15 protein-coding genes are annotated in these 16453 nt (G+C 63.9%); 5 read left to right on the forward strand and 10 right to left on the reverse strand.

Annotated elements, in window-relative coordinates; translation table 11 throughout:
* Positions 1-165 precede the first annotated feature (165 nt).
* The 5 genes from F759_RS0125690 to F759_RS0125710 all read right to left on the reverse strand — a co-directional run bounded on the left by F759_RS0125690 (position 166) and on the right by F759_RS0125710 (position 6179).
* Positions 166-1131, reverse strand: a complete 966-nt coding sequence (locus F759_RS0125690; RefSeq protein WP_027802387.1) for an ABC transporter permease — start codon at positions 1129-1131, stop codon at positions 166-168.
* Between the two features lie 19 nt (positions 1132-1150).
* Entirely contained in the window at positions 1151-2149 is a 999-nt protein-coding gene (locus F759_RS0125695; RefSeq protein ID WP_027802388.1) for an ABC transporter permease, read from the reverse strand.
* Positions 2139-3791 (reverse strand): sugar ABC transporter ATP-binding protein, encoded by a 1653-nt coding sequence (locus F759_RS0125700; RefSeq protein WP_027802389.1) that lies wholly within the window; start codon positions 3789-3791, stop codon positions 2139-2141. Before F759_RS0125700 ends, F759_RS0125695 begins: the two co-directional genes overlap by 11 nt.
* Before the next feature lie 193 nt (positions 3792-3984).
* Positions 3985-5016 (reverse strand): ABC transporter substrate-binding protein, encoded by a 1032-nt coding sequence (locus F759_RS0125705; RefSeq protein ID WP_027802390.1) that lies wholly within the window; start codon positions 5014-5016, stop codon positions 3985-3987.
* 110 nt (positions 5017-5126) lie between these two features.
* On the reverse strand, positions 5127-6179 hold the full coding sequence (locus F759_RS0125710) for a LacI family DNA-binding transcriptional regulator (protein WP_027802391.1): 1053 nt from the start codon (positions 6177-6179) through the stop codon (positions 5127-5129).
* A 333-nt stretch (positions 6180-6512) separates the two neighbouring features.
* On the opposite strand from F759_RS0125710, the gene F759_RS0125715 reads away from it, so the two are divergent.
* Positions 6513-7496 carry an aldose 1-epimerase gene (locus F759_RS0125715; protein ID WP_084534352.1) on the forward strand — a complete coding sequence of 328 codons (984 nt, stop codon included), beginning with the start codon at positions 6513-6515 and terminating at the stop codon, positions 7494-7496.
* 96 nt (positions 7497-7592) lie between these two features.
* Here F759_RS0125715 and F759_RS0125720 read toward each other — a convergent pair whose 3' ends face one another.
* Entirely contained in the window at positions 7593-8390 is a 798-nt protein-coding gene (locus F759_RS0125720; RefSeq protein ID WP_027802393.1) for an endonuclease/exonuclease/phosphatase family protein, read from the reverse strand.
* A gap of 108 nt (positions 8391-8498) precedes the next feature.
* Positions 8499-9047 (reverse strand): hypothetical protein, encoded by a 549-nt coding sequence (locus tag F759_RS0125725; RefSeq protein ID WP_027802394.1) that lies wholly within the window; start codon positions 9045-9047, stop codon positions 8499-8501.
* A gap of 290 nt (positions 9048-9337) precedes the next feature.
* Here F759_RS0125725 and F759_RS0125730 point away from each other — a divergent pair, with 290 nt between their 5' ends.
* From F759_RS0125730 to F759_RS0125740, 3 genes are all read left to right on the forward strand, one after another.
* A complete protein-coding gene (locus F759_RS0125730; protein WP_027802395.1) occupies positions 9338-10315 on the forward strand; it encodes an AAA family ATPase in 978 nt (325 codons plus the stop codon).
* A 218-nt stretch (positions 10316-10533) separates the two neighbouring features.
* Positions 10534-11640, forward strand: coding sequence for an NAD(P)/FAD-dependent oxidoreductase (locus F759_RS0125735; RefSeq protein ID WP_027802396.1), 1107 nt, complete (start codon positions 10534-10536; stop codon positions 11638-11640).
* A gap of 157 nt (positions 11641-11797) precedes the next feature.
* Positions 11798-12109: a high-potential iron-sulfur protein gene (locus F759_RS0125740; RefSeq protein WP_027802397.1), complete on the forward strand. Its 312-nt coding sequence runs from the start codon at positions 11798-11800 to the stop codon at positions 12107-12109.
* Between the two features lie 364 nt (positions 12110-12473).
* Here F759_RS0125740 and F759_RS0125750 read toward each other — a convergent pair whose 3' ends face one another.
* The 3 genes from F759_RS0125750 to F759_RS0125760 form a co-directional block, all read right to left on the reverse strand.
* Entirely contained in the window at positions 12474-14003 is a 1530-nt protein-coding gene (locus F759_RS0125750) for an amidase (RefSeq protein ID WP_027802398.1), read from the reverse strand.
* Positions 14004-14226: 223 nt separating this feature from the next.
* Positions 14227-14925, reverse strand: coding sequence for a dienelactone hydrolase family protein (locus F759_RS0125755; RefSeq protein ID WP_027802399.1), 699 nt, complete (start codon positions 14923-14925; stop codon positions 14227-14229).
* Positions 14926-14959: 34 nt separating this feature from the next.
* A complete protein-coding gene (locus F759_RS0125760) occupies positions 14960-15235 on the reverse strand; it encodes a hypothetical protein (protein WP_027802400.1) in 276 nt (91 codons plus the stop codon).
* On the opposite strand from F759_RS0125760, the gene F759_RS0125765 reads away from it, so the two are divergent.
* Positions 15234-16334 carry an NAD(P)H-dependent flavin oxidoreductase gene (locus tag F759_RS0125765; protein WP_027802401.1) on the forward strand — a complete coding sequence of 367 codons (1101 nt, stop codon included), beginning with the start codon at positions 15234-15236 and terminating at the stop codon, positions 16332-16334. The genes F759_RS0125760 and F759_RS0125765 overlap by 2 nt on opposite strands.
* The last annotated feature ends 119 nt before the right edge of the window (positions 16335-16453 follow it).

Raw genomic sequence — 16453 nt, forward strand, 5'->3', positions numbered from 1 at the left:
ACAGCACAGCACAGCACAGCACAGCACAGCACAGCACAGCACAGCACAGCACAGCACAGCACAGCACAGCACAGCACAGCACAGCACAGCACAGCCTTGCCCGGCACGTCCGCCCACAAGCCCCACCCGAGCAAGCCCGCGCAGCGCCGACCCAGTCCCCGCCGCCTAAGTCTGCCCCTGCGCCGCCATCCGTTTATTACCCCGCTGTTTCAGCACTTTCGCCTGCAAAACGATCACGAGCAGCAGAAACACACCGCGAATCACCGATTGCCAATACGCCGACAAGCTGATGAACCCGAGACCGTTCTCAAAGTTCAGCAGATTAAAAACGAGGCCGAGCAACAACACGCCCGCAATCGTCATCGCAATCGAGCCTTCGCCGCCCGTAAGCAGCGTGCCGCCGAGCACCACTGCCGAAATCGCGAACAACTCCCAGCCGACGCCTTCGTTCGGCTGCCCCGCGCCGAACTGCGCCGCGAGGATCACGCCCGCCATGCCGGCGAGCAGGCCGCTGACCGCATATGCCATCACGAGCGTGCGGTCCACGTTCAGGCCCATTAGTCGCGCGGCTTCCTCGCTTCCGCCGATGGCGAGCGAATGCCGCCCAAAGCGCGTGCTGCGCAGCGCAAGCCAGCCGGCCACGGCGACGACCGCAGCGACGATCCCCGGAATCGGCAAGCCGAACAGATCGCCCTGACCGAAGTTGGCGAAGTTCGAATCCGACGCGATCGACACCGCGTCGTTCTTGCCGAGTAGCAACGCGACGCCGTGCGCGCCGAGACTTGTCGCGAGCGTCACGATGAAGGGCAGGATTTTCAGCCGCGTGATGATGAGCCCGTTCAGCACGCCGGCAGCGAGCCCGGCCGCGCATCCCGCGACCACGGCGACCCAGCCGCCGTGCGCGCTCGCCAGCGCCGCCACGACGCTCGACATGGCCGCGACCGTGCCCACCGACAGGTCGATGCCGCCCGTGATGATCACGAACGCCATGCCGACCGAGATCAGCGCGAACATCGAGTTGTACCGCCAGAACGATGTGATGTTGTAGGCCGACGCAAAATGCTCGTAGCGCACGAGGCCGAGCACGACGAGCGCAACCAGCGCGAGCAGGATAGGCAGATTCTTTTTCATCGCGACAAGTCCTTTGGCGTTAGCGCGAGCGCCGCTGCACGTACACCGCCGCGACGATAATGCCGGCCTTCACCACCAGCGCCGCCGCGTCGGGAATGCCGTGCGCGAGCAACGTGTAGCGCAGCAACTGGATGATCAGCGCGCCGATCAGCGTGCCGCCGATAAACGCCTTGCCGCCGGTCAACGCCGTGCCGCCGACCGCGACGGCAGCAATCGCGTCGAGCTCGATGCCGAGCCCGACCACGTTCGCATCGGAAGATGAATTCACCGAGATCGAAATCAGCCCGGCCAGCCCCGCCAGCGCCGCACAGAGCGTGTAGGCGATCAGCTTGACGCTTGCCGTCGGCACACCTGATAGGAACGCCGCCTTCTCATTGCCGCCGGTGATCAGCAGATACTGGCCGAATAGCGTTTTACGCACGACCCACGCGAACACGGCGACCAGCGCGAGCATCAGCAGCACCTGAAACGGCACGCCCGCGACCTTGCCGAGCGCGATCCACTGGAAGGCCGGCGTATTGAACGCCTGCAGACTGCCGTCGGTGACGACTTGTGCAATGCCGCGTCCCGCAATGAAGAGAACGAGCGTCGCGACAATCGGCTGAACGGCGAGCCTTGTTACCAGCAGCCCATTGAAGACGCCGCACAGCGCGGCGGCGAGCACCGGCAACACGAACGCCAGCGCGATGCCGCCGGGTCCGGGTATGTTCAGGAACAGCATCGGCGCGAGCGCGCCTGAGATCGCCATCGACGCGCCGACCGACAGATCGATGCCCCCTGTTGCCACCACCAGCGTCATCCCGATGCCGACGATCACGATCGTCACCACCTGCGTGAGATTCACGTTGAACGTCTGTAGCGACCAGAAATGCGGCGTGAAAATCAGGTTGAACAGCACCATCGCAAGCAGAACGATCACTTCGCGTTGCATCGCGAGGCGCCGCCAGTTGCGCACGGCGGTGGGCTGTGAAGCGCGCGGCTCGCTTTGCAAAGACTCCGTGTCCAGCTTAAACACCATGACGGTCGCCCTCCAGCGCGTCTTCGATATGTGCGGCACTCGCCGTCTGCGCGGCCTCGGCCAGTTGCGAACGGCTGTCGCCGCCGTAGGCGATGGCGTCCATGATCGCGCTCTCGCTCATCTGCGCGCCGTTCAGTTCCGCGACGGTCCGGCCATCGCGGATCACGACCGCACGGTCGGCCACCGCCGTCAACTCTTCCAGTTCAGAAGCGGACATGAGCACGGCGAGCCCCGCGTCGCGCAATTCGCGCACGATCTTCGCGACGTCCGCTTTCGCGCCGACGTCGATGCCGCGCGTCGGTTCGTCGAGCAGCAGCAGCGACGGCTCGGCAGCGAGCCAGCGAGCGAGCAGCACCTTCTGCTGATTGCCGCCCGAAAGCTCGCGGATCGGCTGATCGGCGGAGCGCAGCTTGATGCCGAGCGACGCAATGAAGCGCTCGACAATCGCCTGCTGCTTTTTCACATCGACGATCCCGTTTCTGGTCAGCGTGCGCAAACAGACGAGCGTGAGGTTGTCGCGCACCGACAGTTCCGGAACGATGCCTTCGGCCTTGCGGTCCTCCGTGAGATACGCGAGTCCGCGCGCGATGGCGTCCTGCGGCGATTTCAGCGTCACCGTTGCACCGTCGATCAAGACCGACCCGCGTTCCAGCGGATCGGCGCCGAACATTAGCCGCATCGTTTCAGTACGGCCTGAACCGAGCAGGCCCGCGAGACCCACGGCTTCGCCCGCATGAACTTCGAGCGAGACGTCGCTCACTTTCGGATGCGCGCCGAGATCGCGCGCGGCGATGGCCTGCTTGCCGCGCCGTGCGAGATTCGCTTCGCGCGCAGCCGGATCGTCGTGCACGACGGCGGCGAGCGTGCGGCCGAGCATCGTGGTGACGAGTTGCAGCTTGTCCATCTCGGCCATCGGGCTTTGCGCGACTGTCTGGCCGTCGCGCATCACGGTGACGCGGTCGCACAGCGCATACAGTTCGTCCAGCCGATGCGACACGAAAATCACCGCGCGGCCGTCGTCGCGCAGCTTGCGCACCACGGTGAACAGCAGCTCCACCTCGCGTTCGTCGAGCGAGGAGGTGGACTCGTCCATGATGACCATTTTCGCGTCGGAGGAGACGGCGCGCGCGAGCGCGACCATTTGCTGGATCGCCGTCGAATAGCGGCCCACAGGCTTTTTCACATCGATATGCAAACCGAACGAGTCGAGCAGCGCGGCGGCGCGATGCTGCACCGTGCGCCAATCGATCAGACCGAAGCGGCGCGGCTCGCGGCCAAGAAAAATGTTCTCAGCTACCGAGCGGAACGGCACCAGGTTGATCTCCTGATAGATCGTGCTGATGCCAGCCTCGCGCGCCTGCTTCGGCGTGCGGAAATCAACTTCGCGGCCTTCGAAGCGCACACTGCCCCAGCCGCGCCGATAGGCGCCGGTCAGGATCTTGATCATGGTTGATTTGCCCGCGCCGTTCTGGCCGATCAGCGCGTGTACTTCGCCCGCCGCGACGCTCAGATTCGCGCCGCGCAACGCAGGCACCCCGCCGAAGCTGATGCCGATGTCCTGCATCTCGAGCAGGAGCGCACCGGAAGCCGGCGACTGCGAAGACTGTGGAAAGCGTGGCGTGTGCGTGCCGGATTGCGTCACAGGTGTCCTCCTGATGCGCGTGCAGCGATCGACCCGTTGCGGTTGACCATCTTACGCCGCATAAAAGCGAAGCGACGGTCCGTGGTTTAACGGGCGCGTCGCTTCGAACCCTTCCGTCATCCGCCTTCAGAGGAGACTGTTTTCAAGGCGGAGACTTCCTACTGCCGGGTTGGCGAGCTTTCCGCCGATGCCGTCAATAGCCGTATTGCATGCTCTGTTGCACGTTGCTCTTGTCGTAGAAACGGTCCGATACCTTGACCCACGTCGGGATCTTTTCACCTTTCGCGTAACGCTGCGCGACGTCGCAGGCGAGCGGCCCGAAGAACGGGCTCGACTGCACGCTCGCGCCGAGTTCGCCGGCGGCGATTGCGTCGAGTCCGCCCTTGGTGCCGTCGATGGTGACAATCTGGATATCTTTGCCCGGCTGCTTGCCCGCCGCCTTGATCGCGGCGATCGCGCCGAGCGCCATTTCGTCGTTGTGCGCGTAGACGGCGGTGACGTCCGGATGCGCTTGCAGCAAGGTTTCCATCACCTGGCGGCCCTTGTCGCGCGCGAAGTCGCCGCTTTGCGACGCGATGATCGTCATGCCCGGGTTCTTCGCGATGATTTCGTCGAAGCCCTTCTTGCGATCGTTCGCGGCGGACGCGCCCGTGGTGCCTTCGAGTTCGATGATCTTCGCCTTGCCGCCCGTTGCCTTGACGAGCCAGTCCGCTGCGCGATGCCCTTGATCGATAAAGTCCGAGCCGATAAACGTAATGTAGTCGCGGCCCGCCACCGCCACCGACTGATCGACATTACGGTCGACCAGAATCACCGGAATGCCGGCCTTTTTCGCCTGCAGCACGACGGGCGCAAGCGGCTTTTCCTCGCGCGGCGGGAACACCAGCAGATCGACGTGCTGCGCGATCATGCTTTGAATGTCGGACACCTGCTTGGAGTTGGAACCGTTGGCGTCGGTCATCACGAGTTGCCAGCCGCATTTCGCGGCCACTTCCTTGAAGCTGCGTGTTTCCGCAAGACGCCAGGGGTTGTTACTTTCGGTTTGCGCGAAGCCGACTTTGAGCGGGGTCTTGGTGGCCAGCTTCGGCAACGCGTCGTCCGCGTGCGCCCCCATCGCACCAAGGCCTGCGCCGAGACCGACTGCCAGAGCCAGCAGCGAACCCGCCAGCGGACGATTCTTCTGCGTGCGCGCGTGCCTGCGCGCCTCTTTGTTGAGCAACGCCATGTCTTCCTCCAGTACCTGGTGAGGTGTATTTTGCTTTTTGATTTCTGCTGCCGCCCAGCGACTTTGCCACCGCCGGACCTGCCGATTATTTCACCGCGAATTATTATCGGTCAATCACTAATAATATTAGTCATGGGATTTTTCGCCTCGGTAATTACCCGCACCGACGCACGTTCGACCAGCGGCCCGTCGAGCTTCACCATGCGATGCCGCACCGGCGCACCGGCCGCGCGGTTGTGTTCCTCCTGTAGCAGCGTCTCGACGGCCCAGCGTCCCAGTTCGTAGTTCGGCAGCACGACCGTGGACAGCGGCGGATGCGTGTGGCGCGCAATCTCCTGGTCGTCGTAGCCAAGCACCGAAACATCTTCCGGAACGCGAAGACCGAGCTGCTTCAGCGCTTCGATTGCGCCGATCGCAGTCAGGTCGTTCGCGCAGAAAATTGCAGTCGGCGGATTGGGTTCGCGCATCAGCGAAAGCGTCAGTTCGAAGCCGAGGCCCGAGCTCCAGTCGCCGTCGCGCACGAGTTCGGGCGCATACGGCAGATCAGCCGTTGCGAGTGCGGTGCGATAACCCTTGAGCCGGTCTTTGGACGCGTCTTGCCACGGCTCGCCGTTGATATAGCCGATGCGCCGATGCCCGGCTTGCAGCAGATAGTCGGTGGCCAGATGACCGCCCGCGACTTCGGCCGGCACGACCGACGAAAAGCCGCTGTCGCCCGTGTAGCAGTTCAGCAGCACGGTCGGCACACGCGCGAGCGCGGCGGGTGGCGTCACCTTGCGCGTATAGACGGTCGCGTAAATCACGCCGAACACATGCGGGTTCGACAACGTTGTGTCGAGTACCTGTTTTTCGATGTCGGCATTGCCGTGCGTCGAATAGACGGCCAGCATCTTGCCGCTCGCGTAGGCCGCGTCGCGCGCGCCGTCGACATTGACGACCGGATGCGGGCTCGTCGAAATTTCATCGGCGAGATAGACGATCAGATTGCGTTCGTCGCTCGATGCCGCGACCGGCGCGCGCGGCGCAAGGCGGTAGCCGAGGTCGTGGGCGGCCTTGAGAATCTTCTTGCGGGTATTCTCGGAAAACTTCGCGCCGCTCGCGTTGTTGAGCACCAGGGAGACAGTCGATTGCGACACGCCGGTGAACTTGGCGATGTCGGTCATGGTGGGACGGCGTTGAGTCGATTTTTTCATTGTGCGGGCCGCGCGGCAGCGGCGCTAAAGCGAAGACATGCGGTATTCCGTGCTGACGGTACCACTAATAATATGCGCGCGGCAACGCGCGCTAACCCGTCACGTGCGGCGCGAGCGGCAAGGTGTTCAGTCTCGATGGCGAACCGGATTATTACTAATAATATTGACCGCGGCGTCGCGCCGTGCGATTCTGCGACGCGCGGACCCCACGATCCGCAGGGACCGCGCACTCCGCGCGGTACATCGACGTCTACAACGTCCGCGTTGTCGCCGTCTTCGCGCGTTGCCACGTTTTTTCTCACCATGCCCGACGTTTCCGTCAATCCGAAGCCGCCCGCTGCAACCGAACTTGCCTGGCTCGACGATCCTTCCATCGCGCCGCAGCTTGTCTCGCTGACCGCCGGCCCCCTGCGGCTCGTGATCGCGCCCGCCATCGGCGGCGCGCTGGCTGCTTTCTACGAGAGCACGCCGAACGGTGCGATGCACTGGCTGCGGCCCGCTTCATACGCCGCATTCACTGAGCAGGACCCGTTGCGCATGGCGAGCTTTCCGCTCTTCCCCTATTGCAACCGGATTCGCGATGCGCGCTTCGCATTCGATGGCGCCACCGTCGATCTCAGCGGCAACGACCGTCGCTTCGCGCACGCGCTGCATGGCAATGCCTGGCGGCGTCCGTGGCAAGTAACGTCGCTCACGCAAAGCTCGGTGGACCTGCATTTCGAGCATGAACCGGATTCGGGCATCCCCGGCGATTGGCCGTTCCGCTATCGTGCGCGGCAGCGCATCGAGCTTGGCGATCAGGTATTGCGCATCACACTATCCGCGCAAAACCTGGCGGGGCGGGCGATGCCTTTCGGCATGGGACATCATCCGTACTATCCGCGTACGCGGCAAACGCGTATCTACGCCGAAGTGGAGGCGATGTGGCACGCCGACGCCCACGTGCTGCCGACGCATCTGGGCCCGCACCCGGCTGTCGATGCGTTACGCGACGACGGCTTGTCGCCGGATGCTTTCGATCTGGACAACAATTTTGCCAACTGGGCGCGCGAAGCGACGATTGCATGGCCAGACGAACGTCGTCAATTGACGATGACCGCCGAAGCCCCGTTCGACCACATGGTGATTTTCGCGCCCGCCAACGACGCGCAACTATGCGTGGAACCGGTGACGAACACGACGGATTGCTTCAACGCGTCAGGCTCGCGTGAGCATGTGGGCGGCTGCGTGTTGCAACCGGGCGAGGAGGTCGCGGCCACGGTGACGTGGACGCCGAAGCGGATCTAGCGGCTTTGGCGTCTGGTCATGCGAGAACCTTTCAGACGCGACTGCATTGAAAAAAGGTGGGGCGCGCCGCCGCTGCACGTCAAGCTGCGCGCGCCGTCATTCGACGCGCAACCGCGCCATATACGGCAGATGATCGGAAAGCCACGCGGTCTCCTGTGTCGGCTGAATCCATTCGACCGGCGTCATGCCGCGGATAAACATCTTGTCCAGCGCGAGGGCGGGCGAGAAGGCCGGGAAAGTGCGACCGGATTCGCCGAGCAGGGTTGCCACTTCGTGCAGGCCATGTTCGCCGAAAAGCGGCACGGAGTCGTTGCGCCAGTCGTTGAAATCGCCGGCCAGCACGAGCGGACCGTCCGGCGCTTCCTTCGCGATCCAGTGAGCGATCCAGTTCATCTGACGCAGGCGCGCCGAGCGCGTGAGCGCAAGATGCGCACACAACAAGGTGACCGAGTGGCCGCCGAACGTCGCGCGGGCGACCAGCAAGCCGCGTTTTTCGAAGCGATGCGCGGAGATGTCCCAGCGTCCGCCGAGATCGAGCGGATGCGGCGACAGAATCGCATTGCCGTGCCGCCAGGACGGCTTGAACACATTTGGCCCGAGCGCGATTTCCAGTTGCAGCGCCCGCGCGATTTCGGTGGCCTGGCAATGCCAGACATCGCTTAACGGGTCGCTAACCGGTGCGCCGAAACTGCTCGCCAGCACCGGCGACGGCATGCGTCGCGCCATTGCTTCCTGGAGAAAATAGGCGTCCGCCTGAGTCGACTGGACCCAGCGCTGCATGGCCTGCCAGGCCTGAAAGCCGAGCGGCGTGCGGCCTTTGTGAAGGTTCCAGCTCACCGCCACAAAATCCTTGGGTGCTGTGCTTTCGCGGATCAATTCTTCGGGGTTTCGCATGCCGCGTTATCCACGTGTTCTGTTTTCAGGGCTTTGATTATTCGTGCGTTGTTCGCGCGACGTTCAGGTTGGCTCTTCAACTTCGCTTTTCAACCCTTCGCTTGCCGCTCAGTTCGTGGCGTTGGTGCCACTCGGGCCATCCGCTCCACTTGCCGCGCTTGCCCCACTTGCCCCGTTAGTCAGGTTCGCTCTCACGCGATAGACCAGCGTCGGATCCTTGGCGACGATCGTCCAGCTTGCCCATTGACCGGCCGCCACTTTCAGGCCCGGATGGCTCGCGCTCACCTGGCGCGGCTGCGGCGGGAGCTTGCAGCCGGTGTCGGTTTGTCGCGCGGCGGCGTCCTCGAAAGTTTCCTGCGCCTCGATGGACAGCGTGACTTCGTTGCTGTCCGCCTGCAGCGGCGACACCGTGAGGGTGCGCGCAAGGTCGATGCTGCCCGCCGGCTGATCTTTGCAGCCGACGTTATGCTGCACCACCTTGTGATGGGTATCCGTACGCGCCTGGCCGACTGTGGTGGTGCCCTCGAACGCGTCGACCTGCTGGCCGTCGCGAACCACTTGCAGTTCCCACTGCACGACCGGCTGCGGCGGCCGTTGTTGTGCCTGTGCAAGCAACGAAGTGCCGAGCAGCACGGCCGCGATACTGGTTTTCCACATAGAGCAAATCTCCGGTGACTGCATCCGGCAGCGTAGTTAGATGGCCATCTTACGCCTGATGAGCGGAACGCTTTTCTGACACGTTAAACGGGGCCGGGTTCAGCGCCAATGCATTTCTAGTCGCACCGCTAATCCCGGTGGTGCGTCTCCGCGCGTCGTCAAAACGGCGAATTGTTAGCAGCAGAGCCGCAGGACTGCTGGCTTGCGTGCTGATCTGTCCTCGTTAAACTGGACCTGAAACGGCGTCTGTCGGGGCGCCGCCCAGCAAGGCCAGCCAGACGGGGTGAGCAATGACAACTGCAATGGTCAAACAGGAAATTGCCGTGGCATCTTTTAGTCAGGTGTACGACCTCGACCAGGTCGAGACCGCGCTGAACGATCTCGGCGAAGGCGCCAACGAGGCGTTGCGCACAACCTACGAAAAGATGCTGAAAACCGGAAATCTGCGCTTCTGTGTCAAGCCGAACCGGATGCCGTCGATTGACGATCTGATCGACGCATTGCCGAACTTCGCCGGCCCGCTCGACGATATCCGCAAACAGGTCGCGCTCTGTCTCGAGACGGAAGACCGGCTCGAACTGATGCCGATTCTGTTGCTCGGCGATCCGGGCATCGGCAAGACGCATTTTGCGAAGCAGTTAGCGCGCCTGCTCGGCACGGCTTACCAGTACGTCGCAATGAGTTCGTTGACGGCCGGGTGGATTCTTTCCGGCGCGTCGTCGCAATGGAAAAACGCGAAGCCGGGCAAGGTGTTCGACGCGCTCGTCAACGGCAGCTATGCCAACCCGGTGATTACGGTAGATGAAATCGACAAGGCCACCGGCGACTCGCAATACGACCCACTGGGCGCGTTGTATGCGCTGCTGGAGCACGATACGGCGCAGGCTTTCATCGACGAATTTGCCGAAATCCCGATCAACGCCGGGCACGTGATCTGGATCGCCACGGCCAATGACGAGCGCTCGATTCCCGAGCCGATCATGAACCGGATGAACGTGTATGAGATTCCGCCACCGGACCGCGACGGCGCGCGTCGGATCGCGCAGTCCATCTACGCGGAAATCCGCGGCGCGCACAACTGGGGTCTGCGCTTCCCGGAACTACTCGGCGATGACGCACTCGACGCGCTGAAAAATGCGTCGCCCCGCGAAATGCGCCGCGCGATCTTGAACGGCTTCGGCGCCGCGCGGATCGACGGGCGCGATGAGATCGGCGGCGGCGACATCCGGCTCGATTACGGCAATCGTCGTAGACCGATTGGCTTCTAAGCATCTGTCCATTCGTGCATCGCAAGCTGCCGATGCCCTCGGCTGGAAACCGCCGCGGACATCGGTGTCTGTTCGGCGTCGTACAATTCCACGCAGCGGGTTGCGAAACGGCAGTGCGTTCGGCAGCGAGCGGTGAACGGCGTTCGTTGGCTGCATGCTGTCGTCATCTATATTGGTGAACGAGGCGGCGCGTGGCGAAGTCGGCTGCGTCGAGGGACATGGACCAGATCGAATGTGTCGTGATCGGCGCGGGCGTGGTCGGGCTCGCGGTGGCGCGCGCGCTGGCGGCGCGCGGGCGGGAAGTGATCGTGCTTGAAGCGGCCGAGGCGATCGGCGTGGGCACGAGTTCGCGCAACAGCGAGGTAATTCATGCGGGCATCTACTATCCGCGCGGCTCGTTGAAGGCAACGCTGTGCGTGCGGGGTCGCGAGATGCTCTACGACTATTGCGTCGAGCGTAACGTGCCGCATTCGCGCTGCGGCAAGCTGCTCGTAGCGACGTCGAACAATCAGATTCCGCAACTCGAAAGCATCATGAACAAGGGCCGCGAAAACGGCGTGCTCGATCTGATGCGCATTACCGGCGGCGAGGCACAGGCGCTCGAGCCGGCGCTCGAATGTGTGGCGGCGGTGTTCTCGCCGCAAACGGGCATCGTCGACAGCCATCAGTTGATGCTCGCCTTGCAAGGCGACGCCGAACGCGACGGCGCGGTGTTTGCGTTTCATGCGCCCGTCGAGGCAATCGAAGCGAGCAACGGCCGTTTCATCATCAAAGTGGGCGGCGACGCGCCCGCCACCATCAGTTCGGCTTGCGTGATCAACAGCGCCGGACTGCACGCGAATGCGCTGGCGCGCAAGATTCGCGGACTCGACGCGCGCCACGTGCCGCCGCTCTATCTCGCGCGCGGCAACTATTTCAGCATCTCGGGGCGCGCGCCGTTCAGCCGCCTGATCTATCCGATGCCGAACGAAGCGGGGCTCGGCGTGCATCTGACCATCGACCTCGGCGGTCAGGCGCGTTTTGGTCCCGACGTCGAATGGGTCGATGCAATCAACTACGACGTCGATCCGCAGCGCGCCGAATCTTTTTACGCGGCGATCCGCGCCTACTGGCCCGCGCTTCCGGAGCATGCGTTGCAGCCCGCTTATGCAGGCATCCGTCCGAAGCTCTCGGGTCCGGGCGAGCCGGCCGCCGACTTCGTGATTCAGGGGCCGGCCGCGCATGGCGTGCGCGGACTCGTCAATCTGTTCGGCATCGAATCGCCGGGACTGACTGCTTCGCTCGCCATCGCGCAGCGCGTGTGCGAATTGAGCGGGCGCGCATGAGCACGGCCGGCTCGGTCTGGCGCCCGCCGCTTGCGCGAGTCGTAGCGATCCGGTTATCTCTATCATTTGAGCCGTCACGCGAAGCGGCTTCATTGTTATGCTTGGGGACCGCTGTCATAGAACGGCGATCAGTTCAATACAAACGGAGTGAGTCCCCATGAAAGCTTCCCGTCGTACGTTTTTGATCACTAGTATCGGCGTTGCCTCGTCGCTCGCGCTGTCGCGCCAGGCATTCGCCGACGCGCCAAAGGTCGCCGAAAGCGATCCGACCGCGCAAGCGCTCGGCTACAAGGAAGACGCCAGCAAGGTCGACAAGGCGAAGTTTGCGAAGTACGCGCCGGGCCAGGACTGCGGCAATTGCAGTTTCTATCAAGGCAAGGCAAGCGACCCTTACGCGCCGTGCCCGATGTTTGCGGGCAAGCAGGTCTCGGCCAAGGGTTGGTGCAGCGCATATAACAAGAAGGCTTGATCGCACCGCTGCGAGGTCGCACTCCGGTGCGGCATGAAATGCGCTGCGAGATTGCGGTGCCTAGCTGAAGAGCGATCCCCGGGCGTCTGCCGCCATGCGCGACAGACGCCCTTTTTGCGGCATGTGGGTGCGCTCTGTCCGGTTATCGCTTGGCTGCAACATCGAGGGAATGCTGTCCGGCAGCTTCGCCCCTTGGCCATAGCGCGGCTCGCCTGCCGCTTTCGCCAGCTTTCTACGTGATGGGCGGACGGGCTGCGTCGCTTGTCACGATTGCGTTATGCCGCGCATGGCCTGCATGCGCAACGCCGATCTGCCAATGCGCCGCAAGCCGGCTCATAACGAGCCATTCGCCAACGAGCGCCGCCTAGCTGCGAGCTTTGATCAGCGGGGGCCGCTTGTCGAACCACGGCCGCGCCGTTTCGAGTTGTGCGGCGAGGCGCAGCAGCGTCGCTTCGTCGCCGTCACGCGCTGCAAACTGAACGCCGACCGGAAGCCCGCGGGCATTCCAGTAAAGCGGTATCGACATGGCCGGCTGGCCGCTCAGATTGAATAGCTCCGTGCAGCCCGCCCACGCGAACGCCTTGTTCGACGCTTCGGCGAGCAGTTTCTTCAGCAGCGGTTCGAGCGGCATTGCGCTGACCGCGCGCATTTGCATGCGCTCGGTCGAAGTGGGCTGCATTTCGCCGATCTTGATGGGTGCCCCCGCGAGCGTCGCGCACAAAATTACGTCGTAGCGCTGCAGCAGACCGGTCAGACGTTCGGTGATGCGGCGCTGTTCTTCGAGCGCCGCGGGCAGCCCGCGCTCGCCGAGTTTGCGGCCGACGTGCGCCATCGCCCACGTCGAAATTTCGAACTCGTCGCGCAGGGGTTTGCGTCCGGTGATGCGCTCGGCGTTGAGCACCAGATCTTCCGCCGTGACGGACCAGAGCGTGAGAAACGCATGCCGGACCGCCGCGAAATCGATGCCAAGCGAAATCGGCTCGATGTTGTGTCCTAGCGAGCTTGCCAGTTGCGCCGCGTCATCGAGTGCGGCGCGTGCGTCGGCGGAGAGCGATGGCGCGAGCATCGGTTCGGTGACGTAGGCAATGTTCAACGGCTTGCAAGGCTCGCGGCTCGCGCCGAGAAATGTACCCGGCGCGCCAGGCGGACGGCCCGCGTTGCCTGCAAGGAGGTCGAGCAACAACGCGCTGTCGCGCACGCTGCGCGATACGGCGTGATCGATGCCGAGTTCGCCCGCCGTGACCGCGGCGGGCATGCGCGGCACGCGTCCGCGCGACGGTTTCAGGCCAAAGAGGCCGCAGCACGAAGCCGGAATGCGGATCGAGCCGCCGCCGTCCGACGCATGGGCAAGCGGCACGATGCCGGCCGCGACGGCCGCTGCCGCGCCGCCGCTGGAGCCGCCCGGCGTATGGTCCAGATTCCACGGATTGCGGCATGCACCGAACAGTTCGGGCTCCGTATAAGGCATCTGGCCAAGCTCGGAAGTGCTGGTCTTGCCGAAGATGTTCAGGCCCGCTGCTCTCGCAATCGCAACGACCGGGGCGTCGTCGCCCGGAATGAAGTGACGGTAGTGGCGGCTGCCCATCGTCATGCGCAGTCCTGCCACGGCAGCGCCGAGATCCTTGATTAGATAGGGCACGCCGGCGAGCGCGGCGCTGGCGGTCGGAGCAGCGTCGCCGTCCACGCGATTCGCGCCGTTCGACATACTCGCGTCGTAACGCGACGCGCGTTCGCGTGCGGCGTCGTAGTCCTTGAGCACGATCGCGTTGATCGCGGGATTGACCGCTTCGGTGCGCGAGATCGCTGTGTCCAGCAACTCGCGCGCGCTGGCTTCGCGAGTTCGCACCAGTTCGGCAAGGCCGATGGCGTCATGAGCAAGATAGTCTGAAAGCACGACGGAGGAGCCCTCGCTGCCTGATATTGAATGCCGGACGTTGAATGCCTGTTGTTCGTGCTCGCGATCAACGGCTCGGGCGAACAGGCTCGCCGCGATCGTCGAACCGTTTATGCGCGCACAAAAGAAGACGGCGCGCGGCGACGCGCCCTCTTTGACAGGGTAACTGACTTACGCGCTGGCGTGACGAGCCGCGCGCATCATCGCGAGTATCGACTCGGACTTACAGACGCTCGCCAAGGAACGTCAGCGTGCGGCCATGCGCGAGCGCCGAAGCGCGCTGGTTATACGACGCACGGTCCGAACAGTTGAAGCCGTGATCGGCGTTCGGATAGATATGGAACTCCGTATCGGCGCGGCCCGCAAAGCGCTCCTGAATCTGCCCGACGGCCGACAGCGGAATATGCGCGTCCAGTTCGCCGTAGTGAAACTGCATCGGCACCTTGATCTTCGCGGCTTCGTCGAGCTGGTTCTGGATGCCGCCGCCGTAATAGGCGACCGCGGCGTCGACGCTGCCGCGCGCCGCCGCCATATATGCAAGGCGTCCGCCGAAGCAGAAACCGATGGCGGCGATCTTGCCGGTCACTTCTGGCATCGCGCGCAGTGCCGCGGCTGTGGCGCCAATGTCGTCGGCGGCCTCGTTCGCGTCGAGCTTCTGCATCAGTTCGACGCCCTTCGCGCGGTCGGCGCCTTCATACGTCAACTCGACGCGCGGCTGCACGCGCCAGAACACGTCCGGTGCGAGCGCGACGTAGCCGTCCTGCGCGTATTGATCCGCGACCGAGCGGATATGGCTGTTCACGCCGAAGATTTCCTGGATGATGATGACGGCCGGGCCCTTGCCGCTCTTGGGCAACGCCAGGTAGCCGCCGAACGTGTCGTTGCCGGCGGGGATGTCGATCCATCGCGAAGTGGTGCTCATGGTGTTCTCCATAGCCGCGCGTTGCCGCGCGAGTTCAGTCTGCGAGTTGAGTCTGGATAAGTTGCAAGAGGCTGGAATGCCTGAAGCGGGCGGTCAGTTTGCCACCAAAAGGATGCTGTTGCAGGCAGGCGCCTCCGAAGCCTTGCGCGCAGCCTTCGCAAGCCCGCCCGGCGCGCGTCGTAAAGGCAATCTCGTAGGACGATTGAAACGTTCTCGATAATTCATTTTTCCGTTGCGCGCCACGCCGGTAGAGTCCACGGTAGCGGTTCGCCACTACGGCGAGCGGGTTGCGCGAAGGAGAATCGATCATGAGTGAAGGCAGTTTTGTGACGCCGTTTGCCGAACGCTTTGCATTGCGAGTGCCGGTCGTGCAGGCGCCGATGGCGGGCGCTACCACGCCCGAGCTGGTGGCCGCCGTGTCGAACAGCGGCGGGCTGGGCACGCTCGCGGGCGCGGCGCTGTCGCCAGAGAAAATCGCAATCGATGTCGCCGCGATTCGCGCGCTCACGGATCGTCCGTTTGGCGTGAATCTGTTCGTACTGGAGCCGGCCTCGCCGGACGACTCGACCGTGCGCCGTGCGCTCGAAGCGATCGACCCGTTGCGCGCGGACCTGGGCTTGCCGCCTGGCCGGCCGCTCGAACGCTATGCGCCTGATTTCCGCGCGCAACTGGAAGCGCTGATCGAGTCGCGCGTGCCGGTGGTGAGCTTCACATTCGGTTTGCTGACGCGCGAGGATGTCGCGCGGCTGCATGCCAACGGTCAGTATGTAATCGGCACCGCGACGCATGTCGCCGAAGGCATCGCGTGGCGCGATGCCGGCGCCGATGCGATTGCCGCACAAGGTTCGGAGGCGGGCGCGCATCGCGGCACGTTCATCGGTTCATTTGAAGAGGCGCTGGTCGGCACGATGGCGCTCGTGCCGCAACTCGTCGACGCAACCGGACTGCCGGTGCTCGCCGCGGGCGGCATCATGGATGGACGCGGGATCGTCGCCGCGCTTGCGCTCGGCGCCCAAGCCGCGGTCATGGGCACCGCGTTTTTGACGAGCCGCGAGAGCGCGATACCACAGGCATGGAAAGACCGGCTGCGCTCGATCTCCGACACGTCGACCTCGGTGACCCGTGCGATCACAGGCCGTCATGCCCGCGGCATACGCAATCCGCTGATGCAGCGTTTGAGCGAAGCGTCGCAGAAGATCGCGCCATATCCCGTGCAAAACGCGTTGACGCAGGAGTTGCGTCAGACCGCCGCCCGCGCGCAGAACAGCGACTATCTCTCGCTGTGGTCGGGGCAGGGCGCGCCCTTGGGCCGTGCGCGGCGCGAGGACTTCAGCGCGACGGAGTTGATGCAGCAACTCGAGCGGGAATGGCAAGCGGCAAGCGCGCGCATCGCGGCATTCAAACGCTGATCGAGCATGACTCAGGCGCGCATCGTCCTCCGCTTGCGGCGCGCGTCGATTTCACATTCAAAGGCCGCTCGAAGCCTATTCGAACCATTAACGGTTTAGCCCGCTAAAAGCTCTAGGGC

The sequence above is a fragment of the Paraburkholderia dilworthii genome, assembly GCF_000472525.1.
Classification (GTDB): domain Bacteria; phylum Pseudomonadota; class Gammaproteobacteria; order Burkholderiales; family Burkholderiaceae; genus Paraburkholderia; species Paraburkholderia dilworthii.